Source organism: Cupriavidus sp. GW822-FHT02D05 (assembly GCF_058802485.1).
The window spans coordinates 192,953-214,653 of record NZ_JBXAOE010000002.1 but is presented as its reverse complement, the minus strand read 5'-3'; the positions used below and the strand labels follow the sequence as shown (position 1 = coordinate 214,653).

Sequence of the window (21,701 nt, the reverse complement as noted above, 5' to 3'; positions counted from 1 at the left end):
CCGCATGGTTTGGTGGCCTCGCCCACTGCAGAATGCGCACTTGTCCTGTATACGACATTTCTGCGGCGCTCTGCGTTGCGAGGGTGTGGGGCGCAACGGAGCGAGGCCTTCCGCCGGATCAGTATGTCTCAGTACGTCTCAGTACGTCTCAGTACGTCTCAGTACGTCTCGATATGCAGCCGTCCCTCTGTCTTCATGGCAACCTCCAGTTCACCCCAGGCCAGCCCGGTGCTGGCGCAGACCTCTGCGAACGCAGCCAGCACCCCGTCTTCCATTCCCTTGAGGCCGCAGATGTAGACATGGCCGTGCGGGTCGTTGAGCAGCGCCGCCACGCGGGCGCCGGCTTCGCGGATGGCGTCCTGCACATAGCGTCGGGGCTGGCCGGGATCGCGCGAGAAGGCGAGATGGATATCGAGGAAGCTCGGCGGCAGTTTCATCAACGGGCCGAAGTAGGGTAGTTCCCGCGCGTTGCGGGCGCCGAAGAACAACAGGCGCTGTCCGTCGAATTGCTCGACGTTGCGCCGCATGTGCTCCGTCATGGCGCGCATCGGGGCCGAGCCGGTGCCGGTGCAGATCATCATCACGCTGGCTTCACGGTGGTTGGGCATCAGGAAGGTGGTGCCGAACGGGCCGACCACGCGCACTTCGTCGCCGCGCGCGAGATCGCACAGGAAGTTGGATGCCACGCCGCGCACAGGCTGCCCGTCATGATCCTGCTCGACGCGCTTCACGGTGAGCGCCAGGTTGTTGTAGCCCGGCCGCTCGCCGTCGCGCGGGCTGGCGATCGAGTACATGCGGATGTAGTGCGGCTTGCCGTTGGCGTCGGTGCCGGGCGGCACGATGCCGATGGCCTGGCCTTCCAGCACCGGGAAATAGTGCTGCCCGAAATCCAGCACGATGTGATGCACATCGCTCGATGCGTCGTCGGCGGTCAGGCGGTAGTTGCCGGCCACGGTGGCGGTGACGGGGGCGCGCACGCCGTGCAGGTTGACATACGGATGCGCCGCCGACCACGGCGCCTTGGGCGAGGTATGCCGGCTGGTTTCCACCTGCTGGGTTTGCGGCTCCTGCCCGGTCTGCGGCGGTGAAGCCGGATCCGGCGCGCTATCGAGCCCCGCGTCCGCCGGCAAGGGCAGGCTGGCGGGGAGTTCGTCCCATAGCAACTGCGCCTCGATCGGATAGGCCGCGCTTTTGAGCATCGTGCGCCAGTTGTCGATCGCGCCGGTGGGGCACGGCCCCAGGCAGGCGCCGCAGCCGTTGCACACGTCGGCCCTGACCACGTAGTTGCGGTCGTCATGGGTGATCGCGTCGATCGGGCAGGTGTCTTCGCAGGTGTTGCAGCGGATGCAGATCTCGGGGTCGATCAGGTGCTGCTTGATGATGTCGGGGGCGCCCATCTCTTTGGTCTCCTTGGCGCGCGGCCGGTCTGTCGCCGGTGCTGCGCCGCATGTTGCCCGTGGGTCAGTCCGGGCTGGTCAGGGTCAGTTGAAGCGCACGTACTCGAAATCCATCGGCTGGCGGTTGACGCCCACCACCGGCGGAGCGATCCAGTTGGCGTACTTGCCGGGCTCGGTGACCCGGCCCATCAGCGAGGCCACGAAGGCGCGGTCCTCGTCGGTTGCCAGCCACTCGCGCTCGCCGGCCTGCCATTGCGCTTCGGTGAGCAGTTCGCCAGCCGGCGAGACATGGACGTTGGCCAGGCTGCCGATCTTGCGGTTGAATGCCTTGTGCGGCACTGTCATGCGGAATGCGATGCCGTGCTTTTCGATCACCTTGTTCCAGCGCGCCACGCCGCCGAGCGTGTCCTTGACGTAGTCGTCGCGCAGCACCTCGTTGAGCGCGTTGAGCATGGGCACCTCACGCTCGCCCAGGCGGCCGTCGGTGACGTCGAGGATGCGGTACACCTCGCCCTTGAGCACGTGGTCGTCGCCACGCTTGCCTTCCTCGAAGCGGCCCTTGAGCCCGGCGCTGTAGAAAGTGGCGGCGTTGGACGACTGGTCGGCGCCGAACAGGTCGATGGTCACGCTGTAGTGGAAGTTGAGGTAGCGCTGGATGGTATCGAGATCGATCACGCCAGCAGCACGCACGTCCGCGGGATCCTGGATGTCGCGCTCGCGCATGACTTCGCAGGTGCGCTGGATCACGCGGGAGATGCCGGACTCGCCGACGAACATGTGGTGGGCTTCTTCGGTCAGCATGAAGCGCGTGGTGCGCGCCAGCGGGTCGAAGCTGGATTCGGCCAGCGCGCAGAGCTGGAACTTGCCGTCGCGGTCGGTGAAGTGGGTGAACATGAAGAAGGCCAGCCAGTCGGGCGTGCGCTCATTGAAGGCGCCCAGGATGCGCGGGTTGTCCTCGTCGCCGGAACGCCGTCCCAGCAGCGCCTCGGCCTCTTCGCGCCCGTCGCGCCCAAAATGGCGATGCAGCAGGTACACCATGGCCCACAGGTGGCGGCCTTCTTCCACATTGACCTGGAACAGGTTGCGCAGGTCGTAGAGCGAGGGGCAGGTCATGCCCAGGTGGCGTTGCTGCTCCACCGAGGCCGGCTCGGTGTCGCCCTGGGTGACGATGATGCGCCGCAGGTTGGCGCGATGCTCGCCCGGCACTTCCTGCCAGGCCGCTTCGCCCTTGTGCTCGCCGAAATGAATGCGGCGTGCAGGGTCGGCGGGCTGGAGGAAGATGCCCCAGCGATAGTCGGGCATCTTGACGTGGTCGAAATGCGCCCAGCCGGAAGGATCGACCGAGACCGCCGTGCGCAGGTAGACATCGTGCTGGTGCGAGCCTTCGGGTCCCATGTCGCGCCACCAGTCGAGAAAGGCGGGCTGCCAGTGCTCGAGCGCGCGTTGCAGCGCGCGGTCGTCGGACAGGTTGACGTTGTTCGGGATCTTCTGGCTGTAGTCGATGCTCACGGGGTTGTCTCCTTGTCTTGTTTCTTGTTTTTTGTTTCTTGTTGCGCGGACGGCTGGCCCGGATGGGCAAACGGGCTCAGACGCGGTCCCAGTCGAAGCGGGCGTTGTTGCCCGAGCCGAACACCTTGAGCGCGCCTTGCTCGCCCACCGCATTTGGCCGGTTGAAGATCCAGTTCTGCCAGGCGGTGAGGCGGCCAAAGATGCGGGTCTCCATGGTCTCCACCGGCCCGAAGCGCAGGTTGGCTTCGAGTCCCGTCAAGGCGTCCGGCGACAGGCTGGCGCGCTCCTCGATGGCAATGCGGATCTCGTCTTCCCAGTCGATGTCGTCGGGCGTGGCGGTGACGAGGCCGAGCGAGGCGGCGTTGATGGCGTCGAGCGGCGCGCCGATATGGTCCTGCACGGCCTGGACCGCCACCTCGTCCTGGTAGAAACGCGCGGCCAGCCGGGTCAGCCCGTTGACGGCCGGATAGCGGCCGAAGTTGGCGGCGCTGGCGAACACGCGCGGTGCATCGTCCGGCGCGTCGGGCAGGTGCAGCATGTAGCTGCGGTCGGCGGCCAGGGCCAGCTCTAGCAACGTGCCGGCAAAGCAGGAGTCCGGCTCGATCAGCGCAAACAGCGTGCGCGACGACACCTCCAGGCGCGCCAGCGTGCGGCGCAGCATGCCGATGGTTTCGCGCACGAACCAGTGCCCGGCATGCGCATCCAGCAGCGCATCGGTGGCCAGCACCTGATGGGGATCGCCTTCGGTCTTGAGGATCCACATGCCAATGTCGAGATGGTTGGCGCGCAGCGTGAGGATGGCGTCGTCGAGCTCGCGCGCCATCTTCAGCGGCCACCAGTCGGCGCCGGCGGCAAGGATCGCGGCCAGCGCCTGCGGCTGGTGCTTGGTCGGGCCGAAGACCGTCAGCGTGGCCTTGCGGGCATGCGGGTCGATATGCACCTGGACCGTTTCATAGCGGTATCCGTGCGCATCCTGGCTGCGCGACAGTGGCGTGAGCTTCACGCCATCCTGGCCGGCGGGCCGGTCGCTCTGCGCGGCAAGCGCAAGCGCGCGCTGTTGCACATGTTCCGCGAAGCGCGCCGGCTTGACCACGGCATCGACCAGTTTCCAGTCGTGCGCCCGCTGCCCACGCACGCCCTCGGTGGTGGTGCAGAAGATGTCGGCGTGGTCGCGCCGCACCCGGCGCTTGTCGGTGATGCGCGTGAGCCCGCCGGTGCCAGGCAGCACGCCCAGCAGCGGCACTTCGGGCAGGCTGACGGCGGAGGAACGGTCGTCGACCAGCACGATCTCGTCACAGGCCAGGGCCAGCTCATAGCCGCCGCCGGCGGTGGTGCCGTTGCAGGCCGCGATGAACTTCAGGCCAGAGTGGCGGCTGGCGTCCTCGATGCCATTGCGGGTTTCGTTGGTGAACTTGCAGAAGTTCACCTTCCAGGCGTGCGATGACTTGCCGAGCATGAAGATGTTGGCGCCTGAGCAGAAAATGCGGTCCTTGGCGCTGGTGAGGACCACGGTGCGCACTTCCGGGTGCTCGAAGCGGATGCGCTGCACGGCGTCGTGCAGTTCGATGTCCACGCCGAGGTCGTAGGAGTTCAGCTTGAGGGCATAGCCGGGGCGCAGGCCGCCGTCTTCGTCGACATCCATGGACAGCGTGGCCACCGGGCCCGCGAACGTCAGTTTCCAGTGGCGGTACTGCGCGGGGTCGCGCTCAAAGGTGACGGGGGCTTGCTCAATCGTCGTGGCGGTGGGAGTGGCCGGGGCGGACATCGTGGTCTCCTTTATGCATTATATTGTCGATCATCCCTTGTGATGAAATATAGTGCACAAATCTGGCCGACGCAATCCTTGCTCGATGTTCAGGCGCCAAACAGGTACCAATCACGCGCCAATCACGCGAAGATGGGCGCGCAAAGCCTGCAGGGAGGTGGTGGGATCCTGGCCGCTGGTGTCGATCGTCACGTCCGCGCGGGAGTACAGCGGAGTGCGCGCCAGCAGGATCCGGCGCAGATCGTCCATGGCTTCACGGTTGCCTTCCATCGGGCGCATGTCGCCCTGCGCTACCACTCGTGCCATGTGTTCCTCGGGCGAGGTCTTTACCCAGACTGTGTAGCAGCGTGCCAGCAGCAGGTTGAAGGTGGAGGGCTCCGAGACCAGGCTCCCGGGTGTGGCCAGCACCATGCGGTCGTTCTCCCGCAGCACGCGTTCAAGTGCGCGCATCTCGTAGCGGCGGTAGGCGGCCTGCCCGTAGAGGGAGTGGATTTCGGCCAGGCTGGCACCGGCTTCCTGCTCTATGACACCGTTGAGCTCGACGAAGGGCACTTCCATGGCCGCGGCCAGCGCCCGCCCGAGTGTGGATTTGCCGGCGCCGCGCAGCCCGATCAGCGTAATGCGGCGATGGCGCGCGTCATGGGAGGCGGAGGGCGCCAGGGCATGGCGGCAAGCCTCGCGCACGCGTGACAGGTCGGCCGCGGGCAGTTGCGCCAGCCACTGCACCAGCTGCGAGAACTCCGAGGCAGGCTGGCCACCAGCAGCGTGCTGGGTCTCCATCTCCGCCAGCACCACCGGCAGCGGCACATCCAGCGCGCGCGCCACCTGGCGCAGCAGCAGCACGGACGCATTGCCGGTGCCGGTCTCCAGGTTGGCGAGGTAGCGCTCGGACACCTCCGCGCCGCGCGCGAGGTCCTTGCGCGACATGCCCCGCGCCGCGCGCAGCGAGCGGATGCGCTCGCCGAGTTGCGTCAGGTAGGGATCGCGCTCGCCGGCAGGGCGGGCGTCGGAGGAATCGGGGGCCAGCAGTGGGTCTGGGTCGCGGCGCATGGCGGGCGGGTTTGGATAGGGAATGGGAGCGGTTGGGGCCAGGATCGGGGTTGCGATTATAAGGGACGCGGCCTTCGTGTCATATAGTGCATTTCTCTGCTTGCATAATAGGCGATATGCAATAAAATGCATCGACAAATGCAGGTCAAGAAAAAACAAAAAATCACGACAAACCTGACTCCGTTCCCACGGCGAAGTGCGACCCCGGGGACGGCATCGAGGAGTGGAGACATGACGCCCCCCATTGCATCCCCGTCCCCGGCGGCCGATGCGACTCATGCCGCTACAGCGGCGGCCATTTCCGTACTGCCGGCCCGCTACAACGCCGCCGCCGACTTGCTGTCGCGCAACCTGGCGGCAGGCCGCGCCGACAAGGTCGCCTATGTGGACGATGCCGGCCTGCTCAGCTTTGCCGCGCTGGACCAGCGATGCCGGCGCTTTGCCGCCGCCCTGCTGCATGCCGGGATCCGCCCCGAGGAGCGCCTGCTGCTGTGCGCGCTGGACACCATCGATTTCCCCACGGTGTTCCTCGGCTGCCTGCTCGCCGGCGTGGTGCCCGTGGCCGTCAACACGCTGCTGACCGTCGACGACTACGCCTACATGCTGGACCACAGCGGCGCGCGCGCGGTCGTGGTCTCGGCACCGCTGGCCAGCGTCATGCGCGATGCCATCGGCAAAGCTGGCACCGCGCCCGCGCTGATCCTCGCCGCACCGGATGCCGGCAGTGCCGGCCCGGGGCCGAGCGTGGCCGAGATGGCCGGGCAGGGCATGGCGCTGGAAGGCGCTGCCGCCACACGGCCGGACGACATCGCCTTCTGGCTGTATTCGTCCGGCTCCACGGGGCGCCCAAAGGGCACCGTGCACACGCATGGCAACCTGTTCCATACCGCCGATCTCTATGCGCGCCAGGTGCTTGGCCTGCGTGAAGACGACGTGGTTTTTTCCGCGGCGAAGCTGTTCTTCGCCTACGGCCTGGGCAATGCGCTGACGTTTCCGCTTGCCGTTGGCGCCACCACCGTGTTGATGGCCGAACGTCCCACGCCGCAAGCGGTGTTCCGCCGGCTGCGCGAGCAGCGCCCGACGGTTTTCTGCGGCGTGCCCACGTTATATGCCGGCATGCTGGCCGCGGGCGACCTGCCGCGTCGGCCGGAGGTTGCGCTGCGCGTTTGCACGTCGGCGGGCGAGGCACTGCCCAAGGATATCGGTGATCGTTTCCGCGCGCATTTTGGCTGCGACATCCTCGACGGCATTGGCTCCACCGAGATGTTGCACATCTTCCTGTCGAACCGTCCCGGCGACGTGCGCTACGGCACCACCGGCAAGCCGGTGCCCGGCTACGCGCTGAGGCTGCTGGATGAAGCGGGCCAGCCCTGCGCGCAGGGCGAGATTGGCGACCTCTTTATCAAGGGCCCGAGCGCCGCGCTGATGTACTGGGGCAACCGCGACAAGACCCGCGACACCTTCGTGGGCGAATGGACCCGCAGCGGCGACAAGTACCAGCAGGATGCGGATGGCTATTTCATCTACGCCGGGCGCAGCGACGATATGCTCAAGGTGGGCGGCATCTATGTATCGCCATTCGAGGTCGAGGCCGTGCTGGCCTTGCATCCGGCCGTGCTGGAGGCAGCGGTGATCGGCGTGGCCGATGCCGACGAACTGGTCAAGCCGAAAGCCTTCGTGGTGCTGCGCCCCGGCCAGTCCTGGCATGAGGGCATGGCGGCCGAGCTGCAGGCGTTCGTCAAGTCGCGGCTGGCCCCGTATAAGTATCCGCGCCAGATCGAGTGCGTGGCTGAACTGCCGAAGACGGCCACCGGCAAGATCCAGCGCTTCCGGCTGCGCCAGCGTGAGCAGGCTGCGCACGCGGCTGCCGATGGCGCGGCTCCGGAGTCGGCAATCGCGCCGGCGACGACAGACCGATGATGAAGGGCAAGGGCATGCAAAGCGAATTGGTGGAAATTCCGTTCGACGGCCGCCGTATCCAGGTAGAGATCCAGTGGCTGCGGCCGCAGCGGCAGGAGCGCCCGCTGGTGGTCTTCCTGCACGAGGGGCTGGGTTCGATCAGCATGTGGCGCGACTATCCCGCCGCGCTGTGCGAGGCTGGAGACTTTCGCGGGCTGGTGCTGTCGCGTTATGGCTATGGGCGCTCCACCCCGCGTCCCGCCCCGGAAAAGTGGGGCGTCGACTACATGCATCGCCAGGCGCGCGAGGCACTGCCGGCGCTGTTCGACACACTCGAGATCGGGCCGGGACGCAAACGTGGCAAGCCCTGGCTGTTCGGCCACAGCGACGGCGGCTCGATCGCGCTGATACATGCCGCGAGTTTCCCTCAGGCGGTCGATGGCATCACCGTGCTGGCGCCGCACATCCTGGTGGAGGATATCTCGGTGAGCAGCATCCGGGCCGCCCGCGAGGCCTATCTGCAGGCGGACCTGCGCAGCAAGCTGGCGCGCCATCACGACGATGTGGATTCCGCCTTCTGGGGTTGGAACGATATCTGGCTCGATCCCGCGTTCCGCGCCTTCGACCTGCATCCGCTGCTGTCGCAGATCCAATGTCCCGTGCTGGCGGTGCAAGGCGAGGACGATGAATACGGCACCATGGCGCAGATTGAGGGTATCCATCGATATGCGCCACAAACCGTCCTGCTTAAACTCCCGCGATGCGGCCACTCGCCTCACCGCGACCAGCCCGGGCCGTTGACGGACGCGGCAGTCAGGTTTATAACGGCACATACTTCATACCTAAAATAATTCCGCGCCCCCTGCGCGTTGGCCTGCAGTTCCCCCCCGTCCGGCAGCTCGCGAGGTCTGCGAATGCCGCGCACGGATGGGAGTCCCGCAGGCTGGCGATGCCGGCCCAGGCGACGGAAGTCGGCTTGACCACCAGGAGACATCCATGCATCGCTTCACATCGCGCGGGCTGGCCCCCGCATGCCTAGCCATCGCTGCATCCCTTGCCTTTGCCGCGGGCGCCAATGCCCAGGGCACCGGCAAGATCAAGGTTGGCTTCATGCTGCCTTACACGGGCACCTATGCGTCGCTGGGCAACGCCATCGAGAATGGCTTCAAGATGTACGTGCAGGAGCAGGGCGGCAAGCTGGGCGGGCGTGAGATCGAGTACTTCAAGGTGGACGACGAGTCCGATCCGGCCAAGTCGCCGGAGAACGCCACCAAGCTGATCAAGCGCGACCAGGTCGACGTGGTGGTGGGCACGGTGCACTCGGGCGTGCAGATGGGCATCGTCAAGGTGGCCAAGGAAAACAACACGCTGCTGATCATTCCCAATGCGGGTGTGGATGAAGCCACCGGCCCGCTGTGCGGCCCCAATATCTTCCGCTCCTCGTTTTCGAACTGGCAGCCGGGCTACGCCATGGGCCATGTGCTGGCCGAGCGCGGCATGAAGAAGGTGGTCACGCTGACGTGGAAATACGCGGCCGGCGAGCAGTCGGTCAAGGGCTTCAAGGAAGCCTTCGAGGCCAAGGGCGGCAAGGTGGTGAAGGAGTTGAGCCTGCCGTTCCCCAACGTGGAATTCCAGGCGTTGATCACCGAGGTCGCATCGATCAAGCCCGATGCGGTCTTCGTGTTCTTCGCCGGCGGCGGCGCCGTGAAATTCGTCAAGGACTGGGCCGCGGCGGGCCTCAAGGACAAGATTCCGCTCTACGCGTCGGGCTTCCTCACCGACGGCACGCTGGAAGCACAGGGCGCCGCGGCGCAAGGCATCGAAACCACGCTGCACTATGCCGATGGCCTGCCCAACCCGCGCGACAAGAGCTTCCGCCTGGAATACGCCAAGGCCTACAAGCTGCAGCCCGACGTGTACGCCGTGCAGGGCTACGACGCCGCGCAGTTGCTGGCCGCAGGCGCCGGCGCGGTCAAGGGCGACATGAGCAAGAAGGCCGAGGTCATCAAGGCGATGGAGCAGACCAAGGTCGATAGCCCGCGCGGGACTTTCACGCTCTCGAAGGCCCACAATCCGGTGCAGGATTTCTACCTGCGCAAAGTCGATGGCCGGGAGAACAAGCTGGGCGCCGTTGCAGTGAAGGCGTTGGCCGATCCGGCGCGCGGCTGCCGGCTCTGAGCGGGTAGTCGCCGTGGCCCGCCGCCGCCAAGGCGCCGTGCCGAAGTCCGGCCCGGCGCCAGCCGGGCCGCATACCGCAACCGAGTTGCCGCTTTGCCGCATGGATATCCATGGATATCGTTTCCTTCTTCATTCAGTGCCTCAATAGCATCCAGTACGGCCTATTGCTCTTTCTTGTCGCGAGCGGCCTGACGTTGATCTTCGGCATCATGGGCGTGATCAACCTCGCCCACGGCAGCTTCTACATGCTGGGCGCCTACCTGGCTTTCACGCTGGCCGGGCTGACCGGCAGCCTGCTGATCGCCATTCCGCTGGGCATCGTGCTGGCGGTGGCGTTCGGCTACGTGCTGGAATGGGTGTTCTTCAGCTATCTCTACGAGCGCGAGCATCTGCAGCAGGTGCTGATGACCTACGGGCTCATCCTTGTGTTCGAGGAACTGCGCAGCATCCTGGTGGACGACGACGTACATGGCGTGACCGTGCCGGCCATGCTCGACTGGGCCCTGCCGATCGGCAATGACATGACCTATCCGGTCTATCGCCTGTTTATCTCCGCGATCTGCCTGCTGGTGGCCGCGGCCATGTACCTGGTCATCCGCCGCACGCGCCTTGGCATGATGATTCGCGCCGGCGCCACCAATCGCGAGATGGTGCAGTCGCTGGGCATCAACGTCACGGTGCTGTACCGCTTCGTGTTTGCGCTGGGCGTGGCCCTGGCGGTGCTGGCCGGCATGATCGCCGCGCCGGTGTCCTCGGTCTATCCGGGCATGGGCAGCCAGGTGCTGATCGTGTGCTTCGTGGTGGTGGTGATCGGTGGCATCGGCTCGGTCAAGGGGGCCATGGTGGCCTCGCTGCTGCTGGGTTTCGTCGATACGTTCGGCAAGGTGTTCTGGCAGGAGGCCTCCGGCGTGCTGGTCTACCTGCTGATGGCACTCATCCTGCTCTGGAAACCCCAGGGCTTGTTCAAGGCGGGGTAGGGATATGCCAAGCGATACCAATGCATTGGAGGGGCCGGCGCGCGCGCGCAGCCAGCCCATGCCCTGGCTGGGCGGCCTGGGCTGGCTGGCCGCGTTTGCGGTGCTGGCGGTGCTGCCGCTACTGCTGAACTCGGACGGGCAGCGTTTTTACATCGAGCTGGTCAGCAAGGTCATGATCATGGCCATCTTCGCGCTGTCGCTGCAGTTGCTGATCGGCTACACCGGGCTGGTCAGCTTGGGCCATGCGGCTTACTTTGCCATGGCCGCCTACGCCACCGCGATGATGGCGCCGCAGGCCGGTCCGGGCAACGGCTGGCTTTTGCTGATGGGCGCGCTTGGCGCGGCCGCGCTGCTGGCGCTGGTGGTGGGCGCGCTGGTGCTGCGCACGCGTGGCATCTATTTCATCATGGTCACGCTGGCATTCGCGCAGATGGTGTATTTCGTCTTTCACGACACCAAGATCGCGGGCGGCAGCGACGGTACCTATATCTATTTCCGACCGGAGTTCGGCTTGTTGGGGGCGCACCCGTTCGACGTCAACGACGTCACGCATTTCTACTGGCTGGTGCTTGGCGCGCTGGTGCTCACGGTGGCCGGGCTGGCGGTGGTGCTGCGCTCGCGCTTCGGCCATGCGCTGGTGGGCATCAAGCATAACGAGCAGCGCATGCGTGCTGCCGGTTATGCCACCTATCGCTACCAGCTTGGCGCCTTCGTGGTGGCCGGCACCTTTGCCGGCCTGGCCGGCTACCTGTATGCCATCCAGTACGGCTTCGTCAATCCGGAGATCGCATCCTGGCACCAGTCCGGCAACGCCATGCTGATGGTGATCCTGGGCGGGGCCGGCAGCCTGGCGGGCGCGGTGCTGGGGGCCTTCTCCTTCGTCTTGCTCGCGGAGTGGTTCAGCACGCTGACCAAGCACTGGCAGTTGCTGATGGGCGGCTTTGTCATCCTGGCGGTGGCTTTGCTGCCGCATGGGCTGATCAGCCTGGCCCGTGGTGCCGCGCGCCGGCGCCAAGGAGGATCACGATGAACGCACCTGTACCTGTCGTACCTGCGCCGGTCCTGTCGGCCCGCAAGCTGACTCGCCGCTTTGGCGGCCTCACCGCGGTGGGCGACGTGGACCTGGACCTGGCCTTGCATGAGATCCACGCGGTGATCGGCACCAATGGCGCGGGCAAGTCCACGCTGATCAATATGTTGTCGGGCGAGCTGCCGCCATCGTCTGGCGCGCTGCAATTGCAGGGGCGCGACGTGACCGGCTGGTCGCAGCCGCGCCTGGCGCGCGAAGGCGTGGGCCGCAGCTACCAGCGCAACAATATCTTCCTGCCGCTGACGGTGCGCGAGAACTGCCGCCTGGCGGCACAGTCGCGCGCGCAGCGGGCCTGGCGGCTGTGGGAGGGCGCGCAGCGATGCCGCACCAGCCGCGCGCTGGGCGACGAAGCCTTGGAGTGCGCCGGCCTGGCAGGCTGCGCGGATACCGTTGCCACGGCGCTGTCGCATGGCCAGAAGCGCCAGCTCGAGGTGGCGATGTGCCTGGCCACCCAGCCCACCGTGCTGCTGCTGGATGAGCCTTTGGCCGGCATGGGCGCGGAGGAGTCGGCACGCATGCTTGCGCTGCTGCGTTCGCTGCGCGATGGCCACGCGGTGCTGCTGGTCGAGCACGACATGGAGGCGGTGTTCTCCGTGGCGGACCGGATCACGGTGATGGTCAACGGCACTGTGATCGCCTCTGGCGATCCCGAAGCGATCCGCGTCAATCGCGAAGTCCAGCAGGCTTACCTGGGCGAGGAGGCTGAGAAGGACGAGGAGGGGGCAGCCTCCCACCAGGCGGCCCTGCATAGGGAGCAGGCAGCATGAGCGCGCCAAGCGAGATGATTGCCGCACGCGGCGTCCATGCCTGGTATGGCAGCAGCCACGTCCTGCGCGGGATCGATTTCAGCGTCGGCACGGGCGAGACCGTGGGCTTGCTGGGGCGCAACGGCATGGGCAAGAGCACGCTGCTGCGTACTCTCCTGGGCCATGTGCGGCAGCGCGAGGGCACCATCCTCGCCGGCGGGCGCGACGTCTCCCGCGCGCAGCCGTATGAAGTGGCACGCCTGGGCGTGGCCTATGTGCCCGAAGGACGGGGCATCTTCCCCAATCTCTCAGTGCGCGAGAACCTCTTGATGGCGGCGCGCAAAGGGCCGTCTGGCCGGATGGACTGGGACGAGGCAAGGGTGCTGGACCTGTTCCCGCGCCTCAAGGAGCGCCTTGGCCACGGTGGGCAGCAACTGTCCGGCGGCGAGCAGCAGATGCTGTCGATCGGCAGGGCCCTGATGACCAACCCGGACTGCCTGATCCTCGATGAGGCGACCGAAGGCCTGGCGCCACGCATTGTCGCCGAGATCTGGCAGGTCATTGCCACCGTGCGCGCCACCGGCATTGCATCCGTGGTGGTGGATCGCAACTACCGCACGGTGCTGGCCAATGCCGATCGCGTGGTGGTGCTGGAGAAGGGCATGGTCGTCATGAACGGGCCTGCGGCCGAACTGGCGGTGCAACCCGGCTTGCTGGATCGCTATCTTGGCGTTTGATCCGCACACGATCCATGTTCAATTGTGACTAAATGTGCACAGTTTGTGGCGGTGCAGCAACGTGCGTATCCCCCTATTCGTGGGCGATTTGGTGGTCCACCCCGCGCAAGCGCTTGACCGGGCGGGACTTCCCTCGCATGCTTGCCACGTCACCAGCACGAGGCAGGTTCCTCAAGGCGGGATGCTCCCTAGTGGTCGTCACCCGGCACTTCATCTAGAATGGCGCGCGTTTGTGCAATGCAATAGCGGCGCGGTGCCGTTGCGCCATCTCAGGCGCACATATCCGTGCGCCGATGCCGTTGCGCGAGCCTTTCAACCTTACCCTTATCCATGACCCAGCCCGCATCCAGTCATTATTTCGTCGAAAGTCCCAGCAAGCGTGCGCTGGTGATCGGGGCGATCGGCGTCGTCTTCGGCGATATCGGTACCAGCCCGTTGTACGCCCTGAAGGAGTGCTTCAGCACCGAGCACGGCATCCCATTTAGCGACGCCGCCGTCATGGGGATCATCTCCATGTTGTTCTGGGCGATGATCATCGTGGTTTCGCTCAAGTACGTGATGTTCGTCATGCGCGCCGATAACGACGGCGAGGGCGGCATCCTGGCCCTGATGGCGCTGGCGCTGCGTACCGCGGCACCGCGCTCGCGCATGGCAAAGCTGCTGATGATGTTCGGCATCTTCGGCGCCTGCATGTTCTATGGCGATGCGGTGATCACCCCGGCGATCTCGGTCCTGTCCGCAGTGGAGGGCCTGGAGATCGCTGCGCCCGGGCTGTCGCACTTCGTCATACCGATCACGCTGGTGATCCTGGTGGCCTTGTTCATGATCCAGCGCAGCGGCACCGCCGCGGTGGGCAAGCTGTTCGGGCCCATCATGATGGTGTGGTTCGCCGCGCTAGGCGCGCTGGGCGCCTACCATATGATGCATGTGCCCTCGATCCTGATGGCGGTCAACCCGTACTACGCGGTCACCTTCCTGATGGAGCATTCGCTGCAGGCATTTGTGGTGCTTGGCTCGGTGTTCCTGGTGCTGACCGGCGCGGAAGCGCTGTACGCCGATATGGGTCACTTTGGCATCCGGCCGATCCGCACGGGCTGGTTCGCGGTGGTGATGCCTTGCCTGATGCTGAACTACTTCGGCCAGGGCGCGATGCTGCTGCAGAACCCCGAAGCCATCAGCAACCCGTTTTACCTGATGGTGCCGCAACCCTTGCTGCTGCCGATGGTGTTGCTGGCCACCTTTGCCACGGTGATCGCCTCGCAGGCTGTCATCTCCGGTGCTTTCTCGCTGACCAGCCAGGCTATCCAGCTGGGCTTTGTGCCGCGCATGCGCATCCGCTATACCTCGGACGCTGAAATCGGCCAGATCTACCTGCCGGTCATCAACTGGCTCCTGCTGGTGCTGGTGGTGATCGTGGTGGTGGCCTTCAAGAAGTCCGACAACCTGGCGGCCGCCTACGGTATCGCGGTGACGACCACCATGGTGATCACCACGTTCCTGGCCGCCGTGGTCATGCGCAACGTGTGGAAGTGGAACCCGATCCTGGTGACCCTGATTGGCCTGACCTTCCTGCTGGTTGACCTGGCGTTTTTCTCGGCCAACCTGCTCAAGATCGCCGAGGGCGGCTGGTTCCCGCTGCTGATGGGCGGCACCGCCTTCTTCCTGCTGATGACCTGGCACAGCGGGCGCAAGCTGCTGCGCGCACGCAGCCTGGAAGATGGCATTCCGCTCGAGCCGTTTATCGGTGGCCTGCTGGCGCACCCGCCGCATCGGGTCGAAGGCACGGCCGTGTTCCTGACCGGCAACACCGAGTCCGTACCGGTTTCGCTGCTTCACAACCTCAAGCACAACCGCGTGCTGCATGAGCGCGTGGTGTTCCTGAGCTTCGTCACGCGCGACGTGCCCTATGTGGACGATGACCATCGCCTGACCTGCAAGGATCTTGGCGGCGGCGTGTTCATCCTCAAGTCCGAGTACGGTTTCAAGGAAACGCCGGATGTGCAGCGGGTGCTGGATCTGGCCCAGCGCAAGCTCAACATGCAGTTCGAGCTGATGGAAACCTCATTCTTCATCGCCCGCGAATCGGTGATTCCGTCGAAGCTGCCGGGCATGTCGATGTGGCGTGAAAGCCTGTTCGCGTGGATGCATCAGAACGGTGCCAAGCCCTCGGACTTCTTCCAGATTCCAGCCAACCGTGTAGTTGAGCTTGGAACCAAGGTGGAAATCTGACGGCACCCCCCGGCTCGCATGCCGCAGTAGCGGCTGGGATAGCCTCACTGGCCCGCAGAAAGTAAAAAAGCCCCTGTGCACATGGCACAGGGGCTTTTTTACGTCGGTCCCGCGAGGCTCAGCGCTTGAGCTTGGCGAAGGCTGCCGCCATGGCGCCTGACGGTTCATCGCGGCGCTGATTGCCGCCGAACCCCTTGCCCTGGCCGGGCCGCTGGCCCTGACCCTGGCGCGGCGCGTTGCCGCGGTCGGTCTGGCCCGCGCGGACCGGGCCCTGGCCGGGTTCGTCGTCCAGCCGCATGGTCAGGCCAATGCGGTTGCGCTTGACGTCCACTTCCATCACCTTGACCTTGACGATCTGGCCAGCCTTGACCGCCTCGTGCGCATCCTTGATGAACTTGGTGGACAGGGCGGAGATATGGACCAGTCCGTCCTGATGCACGCCGATATCGACGAACGCGCCAAACGCGGCAACGTTGGTGACCACGCCTTCGAGCACCATGCCCGGCTGCAGGTGCTTGATGTCTTCCACGCCGTCCTGGAAGGTGGCGGTCTTGAACTCGGGGCGCGGGTCGCGGCCGGGCTTTTCCAGTTCGGACAGGATGTCGCGCACGGTCGGCAGGCCGAAGGTCTCATCCGTGAAGGATGTCGGCGAGAGGCCACGCAGCGCTTCGCGATTGCCCATCACTTCCGGCAGGCCCTTCTTGATCTGGTCGAGGATCCGCTTGACCACCGGGTAGGCTTCCGGGTGGACCGAGGAGCGGTCCAGCGGGTTGTCGCCATCGTTGACGCGCAGGAAGCCCGCGGCCTGCTCGAACGTCTTGTCACCCAGTCGCGGCACCTTCTTCAGCGCAGCGCGATTGGGGAAGGCCCCGTTGGCATCGCGGTACTCGACGATATTGCGCGCCAGCACCGTGTTCAGGCCGGACACGCGGGCCAGCAGCGGGGCCGAGGCGGTATTCACGTCCACGCCCACGGCGTTCACGCAATCCTCCACCACGGCGTCCAGCGCGCGGGCCAGCTCGCGCTGGTTCACGTCATGCTGGTACTGGCCCACGCCGATCGACTTGGGATCGATCTTGACGAGTTCCGCCAGCGGATCCTGCAGGCGCCGCGCGATCGAGACCGCGCCGCGAATCGACACGTCGAGGTCCGGGAATTCCTTGGCGGCCAGCTCCGATGCCGAGTACACCGAGGCGCCGGCTTCGCTGACCACGATCTTGGTCAGCTTGGCTTCGGGCAATGCCTTCATCAGGTCCAGCACCAGCTTGTCGGTTTCGCGGCTGGCGGTGCCGTTGCCGATCGAAACCAGCATGACATTGTGCTGCTTGGCCATGCGCGCCAGCGTGGCGAGCGAGCCGTTCCAGTCGCGGCGCGGCTCGTGCGGGTAGATGGTGGCGGTGTCGATCAGCTTGCCGGTGGCGTCGACCACGGCCACCTTGCAGCCGGTGCGGATGCCCGGGTCGATGCCCATCACGGACTTCGGACCCGCCGGCGCGGCCAACAGCAGTTCGTGCAGGTTGCGGCCGAACACCTTGATGGCTTCACTTTCCGCGGTTTCACGCAGCTGGGTCAGCAGCTCGGTTTCCAGGTGCGGCTGCACCTTGACGCGCCAGCACCAGCGGCAGACATCGGCCAGCCACTTGTCAGCCGGGCGGTTCTGGTTCTGGATGCCGACATGGCGCGCGATCATGCCTTCGCACGGGTGCGGCACCATCGCGTCCTGTTCCTCGCCCAGGCCGAGCTTGACCATCAGCACGCCCGCATTGCGGCCGCGGAACAGCGCCAGCGCGCGGTGGGACGGAATGGTGCGGATGGTTTCGCTGTATTCGTAGTAATCGCGGAATTTCTCTTCTTCCGCGCCTTCCTTGCCTTCCATCACGGAGGAGGTGACCAGGCCATGGCTCCACAGGTGCTCGCGTACTTTGCCGAGCAGCTCGGCGGTTTCGCCAAACTGTTCCGACAGGATGTCGCGCGCGCCATCCAGCGCGGCCTTGACGTCCGGCACGCCGCCCTCGGCGGTGGGGTTGCCGTTGACGTACTTGGCGGCCTCGGCCTGCGGGTCCAGCGTGGGGTCGGCCAGCAGCGCCAGCGCCAGCGGTTCCAGCCCGCATTCGCGCGCGATCTGGGCGCGGGTGCGGCGTTTGGGCTTGTAGGGCAGGTAAAGGTCTTCCAGGACCTGCTTGGTCTCCGCGCCTTCGACGGCTGCGCGCAGCTCGGGCGTCAGCTTGCCCTGTTCCTCGATCGAGGCGAGGATGGTGGCGCGGCGCTCTTCCATCTCGCGCAGATAGAGCAGGCGTTCTTCCAGATTACGCAGATGCGTGTCGTCCAGGTTGCCGGTCACTTCCTTACGGTAGCGCGCAATGAACGGCACGGTCGCGCCTTCGTCGAGCAGTTCTACGGCCGCCGCCACCTGGCGGGGTTGGACGGACAGTTCGGCCGCGATGAGCGACACGATCTTTTGCATGACGGAAGCTGGCAGAGTGGACATCAGGAAAACAGTCGGTCGAAAGCGGGGCATTTTGCCACAAGCTTGCCGCCACGCGGCGAGGCGCTTGGGAGTGGGGCTGCCTGCGTGGCCCCGGGGTGCCCGCGGGGGCGGTGGCGCCGCGCCGGGATGCCGGCCTGCCCGTATGTCAACAAGCGTGGCAACAAGCACGGCAACCGGCAGGGCGGATGTTAGAATCCAAGCATGATCGTCAAGCCACATCCGACCGCCCTTGCGGCCGCGTTCCCCGACCGCCTCGCCACTCCGGCTGTGCTCCGCGCGGCCCGCTTCCTGCCTGCGCAGGTGCGGCTTGCCGTGCTTGCCACTGGCCTGGCGGCGTTGTTCCTGCCAACGCTCGGCCAGGCGCAGGCGGCCCCTGGTGCCGCGCAGCCTCCTGCCGCTGCCGGCGCGGCGCAAACGCCGCCCCGGGATTTCGCCGCGGAGCGCAAGGCCATCAGCGACTCGCGCGCCTGGACCACCTATCGCTATGGCACGGCCGAGCACGATTGCTACAACAAGTTCTTTGTCACGCATTGCATCGACAAGGCCAAGGACGCGCAGCGTGCCGAGTTGCAGGTGCTGCGCAAGCGGGAGCTTGAGGTCGGTGACGCTGAGCGCGCATTCAAGGCGGCCGAGCGTGACCGGCAACAGGCGATCCAGCGCGCCCAGTACGAAGCGGAGCAGCCCAGCCGCGACGCCAACGAGCGCGCCAGCCGCGAAAGCTACGAGCGCAAGCAGCAAGAGCAGAAACTGCGCGATGCGCAGCACGAGGCCGATGCGCCGCAGCGCGCCGCCAATGCCCAGGCCTACGACAAGAAGCAGGCCGACTTCGATGCCCGCGTCAAGGCCGCCCAGGAGCAGGGCGCGCAGCAAGCCAAGCAGCGGCAGGAAAATGTCAAGGCTTACGAGCAAAAGCAGCGTGACGCCGAGCAACGGCAGAAAGACGTCGACGAGCGTCGTGCCAAGGCCAAGGAGCAGCAGGGTCAGGCGTCCGCGCCACGTCCCTTCGGTTTCTGAGCGGCTAAGCGCCGCGCCCACAGCCGGGGGCAATACCGGCGACAATAGCCGGTGCCAGACGTCGGCGCGATGCATCTGGCCGCGCCCACGTCATTTGCCGTACCGGCCCGCCGGCGCCCAGCGCCGGCTTTGAGCGGGGGAGCCCATGGACCGCAACCTGAATACCTTATCGCGACAGATCATGGAATTGCAGATCGAGCATCGCGATCTCGATTACCTGATCGACCGCATGGCGGCTGATGCCGCGCACGATGAGCTGCAACTGCGCCGACTGAAAAAGCGCCGTCTCAAGCTCAAGGACGCGATTACCTTGCTACAGCTTCAGCTCGAGCCGGACGTGCCCGCCTGATTCCCCGATTCCCCTTGCCCCGGGCCGCTCTTGAAGTGGCTCGCCAAAAAGCCTCGCCTTGCCCGACTCCGAAGACCTGCCCGCCGCCAACGTAACGTCAGATCCGTCTGATCAAGCCGCTACGCCCGACACGCCTGACTCGCCCGAAGCACCGGCGGCCAGCGCTGCCGGGCCGTCCGGTACGGCGGCTTCGCACGCCGCTCAACTGGCCACTATCTTTGCCGAGACCGGGACACTGGCCACCGGCATCGAAGGCTATCGCCCGCGCGCGGCGCAAGAGCAGATGGCTGCCGCCGTGGCCGGGGCGATCGAGCGCGCAGACACGGTCATCGTCGAGGCCGGCACGGGCACGGGCAAGACCTTCGCCTACCTGGTTCCGGCCATGCTGTGGGGCGGCAAGGTGATCCTCTCCACCGGCACCAAGAACCTGCAGGACCAGCTTTTCCTTCGCGATATCCCCACGGTGCGCAAAGCGCTCAACGTGCCGGTGTCGGTGGCGCTGCTAAAGGGGCGGGCCAACTACCTCTGCCATTACCACCTGGAGCGGGCCGAGATCCAGGGCCGCCTGGCTTCGCGCCAGGATGCCGCCTGGCTGCGCGAGATCGCCCGCTTTGCCAAGGTCACGTCGTCGGGCGACAAGGGCGAGCTGGCCTCGGTGCCGGAAAACGCGCCGGTCTGGCAGCTGGTTACCTCGACCCGCGACAACTGCATGGGCACGGAGTGCCCGAGCTACAAAGAGTGCTTTGTGATGCGCGCCCGCAAGGAAGCACAGCAGGCGGACATCGTGGTAGTCAACCACCACCTGTTCTTTGCCGACGTGGTGCTGCGTGACACGGGCATGGCCGAGCTGCTGCCAGCGGCCAATACGGTGATCTTCGACGAAGCGCACCAGTTGCCCGATACGGCGACGCTATTCTTCGGCGAGAGCCTATCCACCAGCCAGTTGCTGGAGCTGGCGCGGGACACCGTGGCCGAGGGCCTCTCGCACGCGCGGGACGCCGCCGACTGGGTGCGGATCGCGGCCCCCCTGGAGCGCGCCGCGCGGGACCTGCGCCTGGCCTTCACCCGGGACAATTCCCGCCTCGCGGTGAGCCAGATCGAGGCGGATCCCCGCATCGGCAAGCCATTCTTCGAGACGCTGGATGCGCTCGAAACCGCGCTGGCGGAATTCGTGACCCTGCTGGAAAGCCAGGCCGAACGTGCCGAGTCATTGGAGCAGTGCCATCGCCGCGCGGTGGAGCTCGACCAGCGCCTGGCCGCCTGGCGCAACGATGCCAAGGCGGTGCCACCGCCCGCCGCAGTCGAGGGCGATGAAAAGTCCCCGGCCAGCGTGGCCTTCGGGCCGGAAACCGTGCGCTGGGTCGAGGTGTTCTCCCAGACCGTGCAGTTGCACCGCACGCCACTGTCGATCGCGCCGATCTTCACGCGCCAGCGCGAAGGGCACCCTCGCGCCTGGATCTTCACCTCGGCTACGCTATCCGTGAAGGGCAATTTCACGCACTATGCGGCCCAGCTTGGCCTGGACAAGGACAAGTCGCTGACGTTGCCCAGTCCGTTCGACTACGCCACCCAGGGCCTGCTCTACGTGCCGCGCGACCTGCCGGCGCCGCAGTCGCCGCAGTTCACCGACGCCGTGGTGCAGACCGCGCTGCCGCTGATCGAGGCCGCCGGCGGCCGCGCTTTCCTGTTGTGCACCACGCTGCGGGCAGTGCAACGTGCCTCCGACCTGCTTTACGAGGCCTTTGCCGAACGCGGCCTGGAACTGCCCTTGCTGGTGCAGGGACAGGCCAGCCGTACCGAATTGCTGGATCGCTTCCGCGAGCTTGGCAATGCGGTGCTGGTGGGCAGCCAGAGCTTCTGGGAAGGCGTCGACGTGCGCGGCGAGGCGCTCTCGCTGGTCATCATCGACAAGCTGCCGTTCGCCCCGCCCGACGACCCGGTGCTGGCGGCGCGCATGGAAGTACTGCAAAAGAAGGGCCTGAGCCCGTTCGCTGTGCATCAGCTGCCGCATGCCGTGATCACGCTCAAGCAGGGCGCGGGGCGGCTGATCCGCTCGGAATCCGACCGTGGCGTGCTGGTGATCTGCGATACCAGGCTGGTGGAGAAGCCCTACGGCCGCCAGATCTGGCAGAGCCTGCCGCCCTTCAAGCGCACGCGCGAGGCCGAGACGGTGGTGCACTTCCTGGAGTCGCTGCGCAATGGCGAAAGCGCGCCGGCGGCCGACGACGCCGGAGGGGAAGCCGCACCCGATTGACCGCCTGGCGCGGGCGGCG

Annotated in this window: 16 protein-coding genes; 11 read left to right on the top strand and 5 right to left on the bottom strand. The window is 66.1% G+C overall.

Going from position 1 to position 21,701, the window contains the following annotated elements; genetic code table 11:
* Nucleotides 1–158: 158 nt before the first annotated feature.
* From boxA to AC1RQK_RS03340, 4 genes are all read right to left on the bottom strand, one after another.
* The gene (gene boxA / locus AC1RQK_RS03355) at nucleotides 159–1,397 is read right to left on the bottom strand and encodes a benzoyl-CoA 2,3-epoxidase subunit BoxA (RefSeq protein ID WP_492372779.1); all 1,239 of its coding nucleotides are present in this window, start codon (nucleotides 1,395–1,397) and stop codon (nucleotides 159–161) included.
* 84 nt (nucleotides 1,398–1,481) lie between these two features.
* On the bottom strand, nucleotides 1,482–2,906 hold the full coding sequence (gene boxB, locus AC1RQK_RS03350; protein WP_174422703.1) for a benzoyl-CoA 2,3-epoxidase subunit BoxB: 1,425 nt from the start codon (nucleotides 2,904–2,906) through the stop codon (nucleotides 1,482–1,484).
* Nucleotides 2,907–2,982: 76 nt separating this feature from the next.
* On the bottom strand, nucleotides 2,983–4,671 hold the full coding sequence (gene boxC / locus AC1RQK_RS03345) for a 2,3-epoxybenzoyl-CoA dihydrolase (protein ID WP_492807662.1): 1,689 nt from the start codon (nucleotides 4,669–4,671) through the stop codon (nucleotides 2,983–2,985).
* A gap of 111 nt (nucleotides 4,672–4,782) precedes the next feature.
* A complete protein-coding gene (locus tag AC1RQK_RS03340; RefSeq protein WP_492372781.1) occupies nucleotides 4,783–5,721 on the bottom strand; it encodes a helix-turn-helix transcriptional regulator in 939 nt (312 codons plus the stop codon).
* A gap of 231 nt (nucleotides 5,722–5,952) precedes the next feature.
* Between AC1RQK_RS03340 and AC1RQK_RS03335 the strand changes: the two genes are divergently transcribed.
* From AC1RQK_RS03335 to AC1RQK_RS03300, 8 genes are all read left to right on the top strand, one after another.
* Nucleotides 5,953–7,641, top strand: a complete 1,689-nt coding sequence (locus tag AC1RQK_RS03335; RefSeq protein ID WP_492807661.1) for a benzoate-CoA ligase family protein — start codon at nucleotides 5,953–5,955, stop codon at nucleotides 7,639–7,641.
* 14 nt (nucleotides 7,642–7,655) lie between these two features.
* Nucleotides 7,656–8,471, top strand: coding sequence for an alpha/beta fold hydrolase (locus AC1RQK_RS03330; RefSeq protein ID WP_492807659.1), 816 nt, complete (start codon nucleotides 7,656–7,658; stop codon nucleotides 8,469–8,471).
* Between the two features lie 145 nt (nucleotides 8,472–8,616).
* Complete coding sequence (locus AC1RQK_RS03325) at nucleotides 8,617–9,798, top strand: ABC transporter substrate-binding protein (protein ID WP_183030966.1); 1,182 nt, start codon at nucleotides 8,617–8,619, stop codon at nucleotides 9,796–9,798.
* A 110-nt stretch (nucleotides 9,799–9,908) separates the two neighbouring features.
* Nucleotides 9,909–10,775 carry a branched-chain amino acid ABC transporter permease gene (locus AC1RQK_RS03320; protein ID WP_150987739.1) on the top strand — a complete coding sequence of 289 codons (867 nt, stop codon included), beginning with the start codon at nucleotides 9,909–9,911 and terminating at the stop codon, nucleotides 10,773–10,775.
* 58 nt (nucleotides 10,776–10,833) lie between these two features.
* Entirely contained in the window at nucleotides 10,834–11,805 is a 972-nt protein-coding gene (locus AC1RQK_RS03315) for a branched-chain amino acid ABC transporter permease (protein ID WP_492372842.1), read from the top strand.
* On the top strand, nucleotides 11,802–12,632 hold the full coding sequence (locus AC1RQK_RS03310) for an ABC transporter ATP-binding protein (RefSeq protein ID WP_492372783.1): 831 nt from the start codon (nucleotides 11,802–11,804) through the stop codon (nucleotides 12,630–12,632). The genes AC1RQK_RS03315 and AC1RQK_RS03310 overlap by 4 nt, the downstream gene beginning before the upstream one ends.
* Nucleotides 12,629–13,348 carry an ABC transporter ATP-binding protein gene (locus AC1RQK_RS03305; RefSeq protein ID WP_492807656.1) on the top strand — a complete coding sequence of 240 codons (720 nt, stop codon included), beginning with the start codon at nucleotides 12,629–12,631 and terminating at the stop codon, nucleotides 13,346–13,348. The genes AC1RQK_RS03310 and AC1RQK_RS03305 overlap by 4 nt, the downstream gene beginning before the upstream one ends.
* Before the next feature lie 330 nt (nucleotides 13,349–13,678).
* Nucleotides 13,679–15,577, top strand: coding sequence for a potassium transporter Kup (locus AC1RQK_RS03300; protein WP_492372785.1), 1,899 nt, complete (start codon nucleotides 13,679–13,681; stop codon nucleotides 15,575–15,577).
* Between the two features lie 118 nt (nucleotides 15,578–15,695).
* On the opposite strand, the gene AC1RQK_RS03295 is transcribed toward AC1RQK_RS03300, so the two are convergent.
* A complete protein-coding gene (locus AC1RQK_RS03295; protein WP_492372786.1) occupies nucleotides 15,696–18,065 on the bottom strand; it encodes a Tex family protein in 2,370 nt (789 codons plus the stop codon).
* Nucleotides 18,066–18,266: 201 nt separating this feature from the next.
* On the opposite strand from AC1RQK_RS03295, the gene AC1RQK_RS03290 reads away from it, so the two are divergent.
* The 3 genes from AC1RQK_RS03290 to yoaA all read left to right on the top strand — a co-directional run bounded on the left by AC1RQK_RS03290 (nucleotide 18,267) and on the right by yoaA (nucleotide 21,682).
* On the top strand, nucleotides 18,267–19,079 hold the full coding sequence (locus tag AC1RQK_RS03290; protein ID WP_492372787.1) for a hypothetical protein: 813 nt from the start codon (nucleotides 18,267–18,269) through the stop codon (nucleotides 19,077–19,079).
* Between the two features lie 145 nt (nucleotides 19,080–19,224).
* Complete coding sequence (locus AC1RQK_RS03285) at nucleotides 19,225–19,428, top strand: DUF465 domain-containing protein (protein WP_150987726.1); 204 nt, start codon at nucleotides 19,225–19,227, stop codon at nucleotides 19,426–19,428.
* Between the two features lie 76 nt (nucleotides 19,429–19,504).
* A complete protein-coding gene (gene yoaA, locus AC1RQK_RS03280; protein ID WP_492807861.1) occupies nucleotides 19,505–21,682 on the top strand; it encodes a DNA repair helicase YoaA in 2,178 nt (725 codons plus the stop codon).
* The last annotated feature ends 19 nt before the right edge of the window (nucleotides 21,683–21,701 follow it).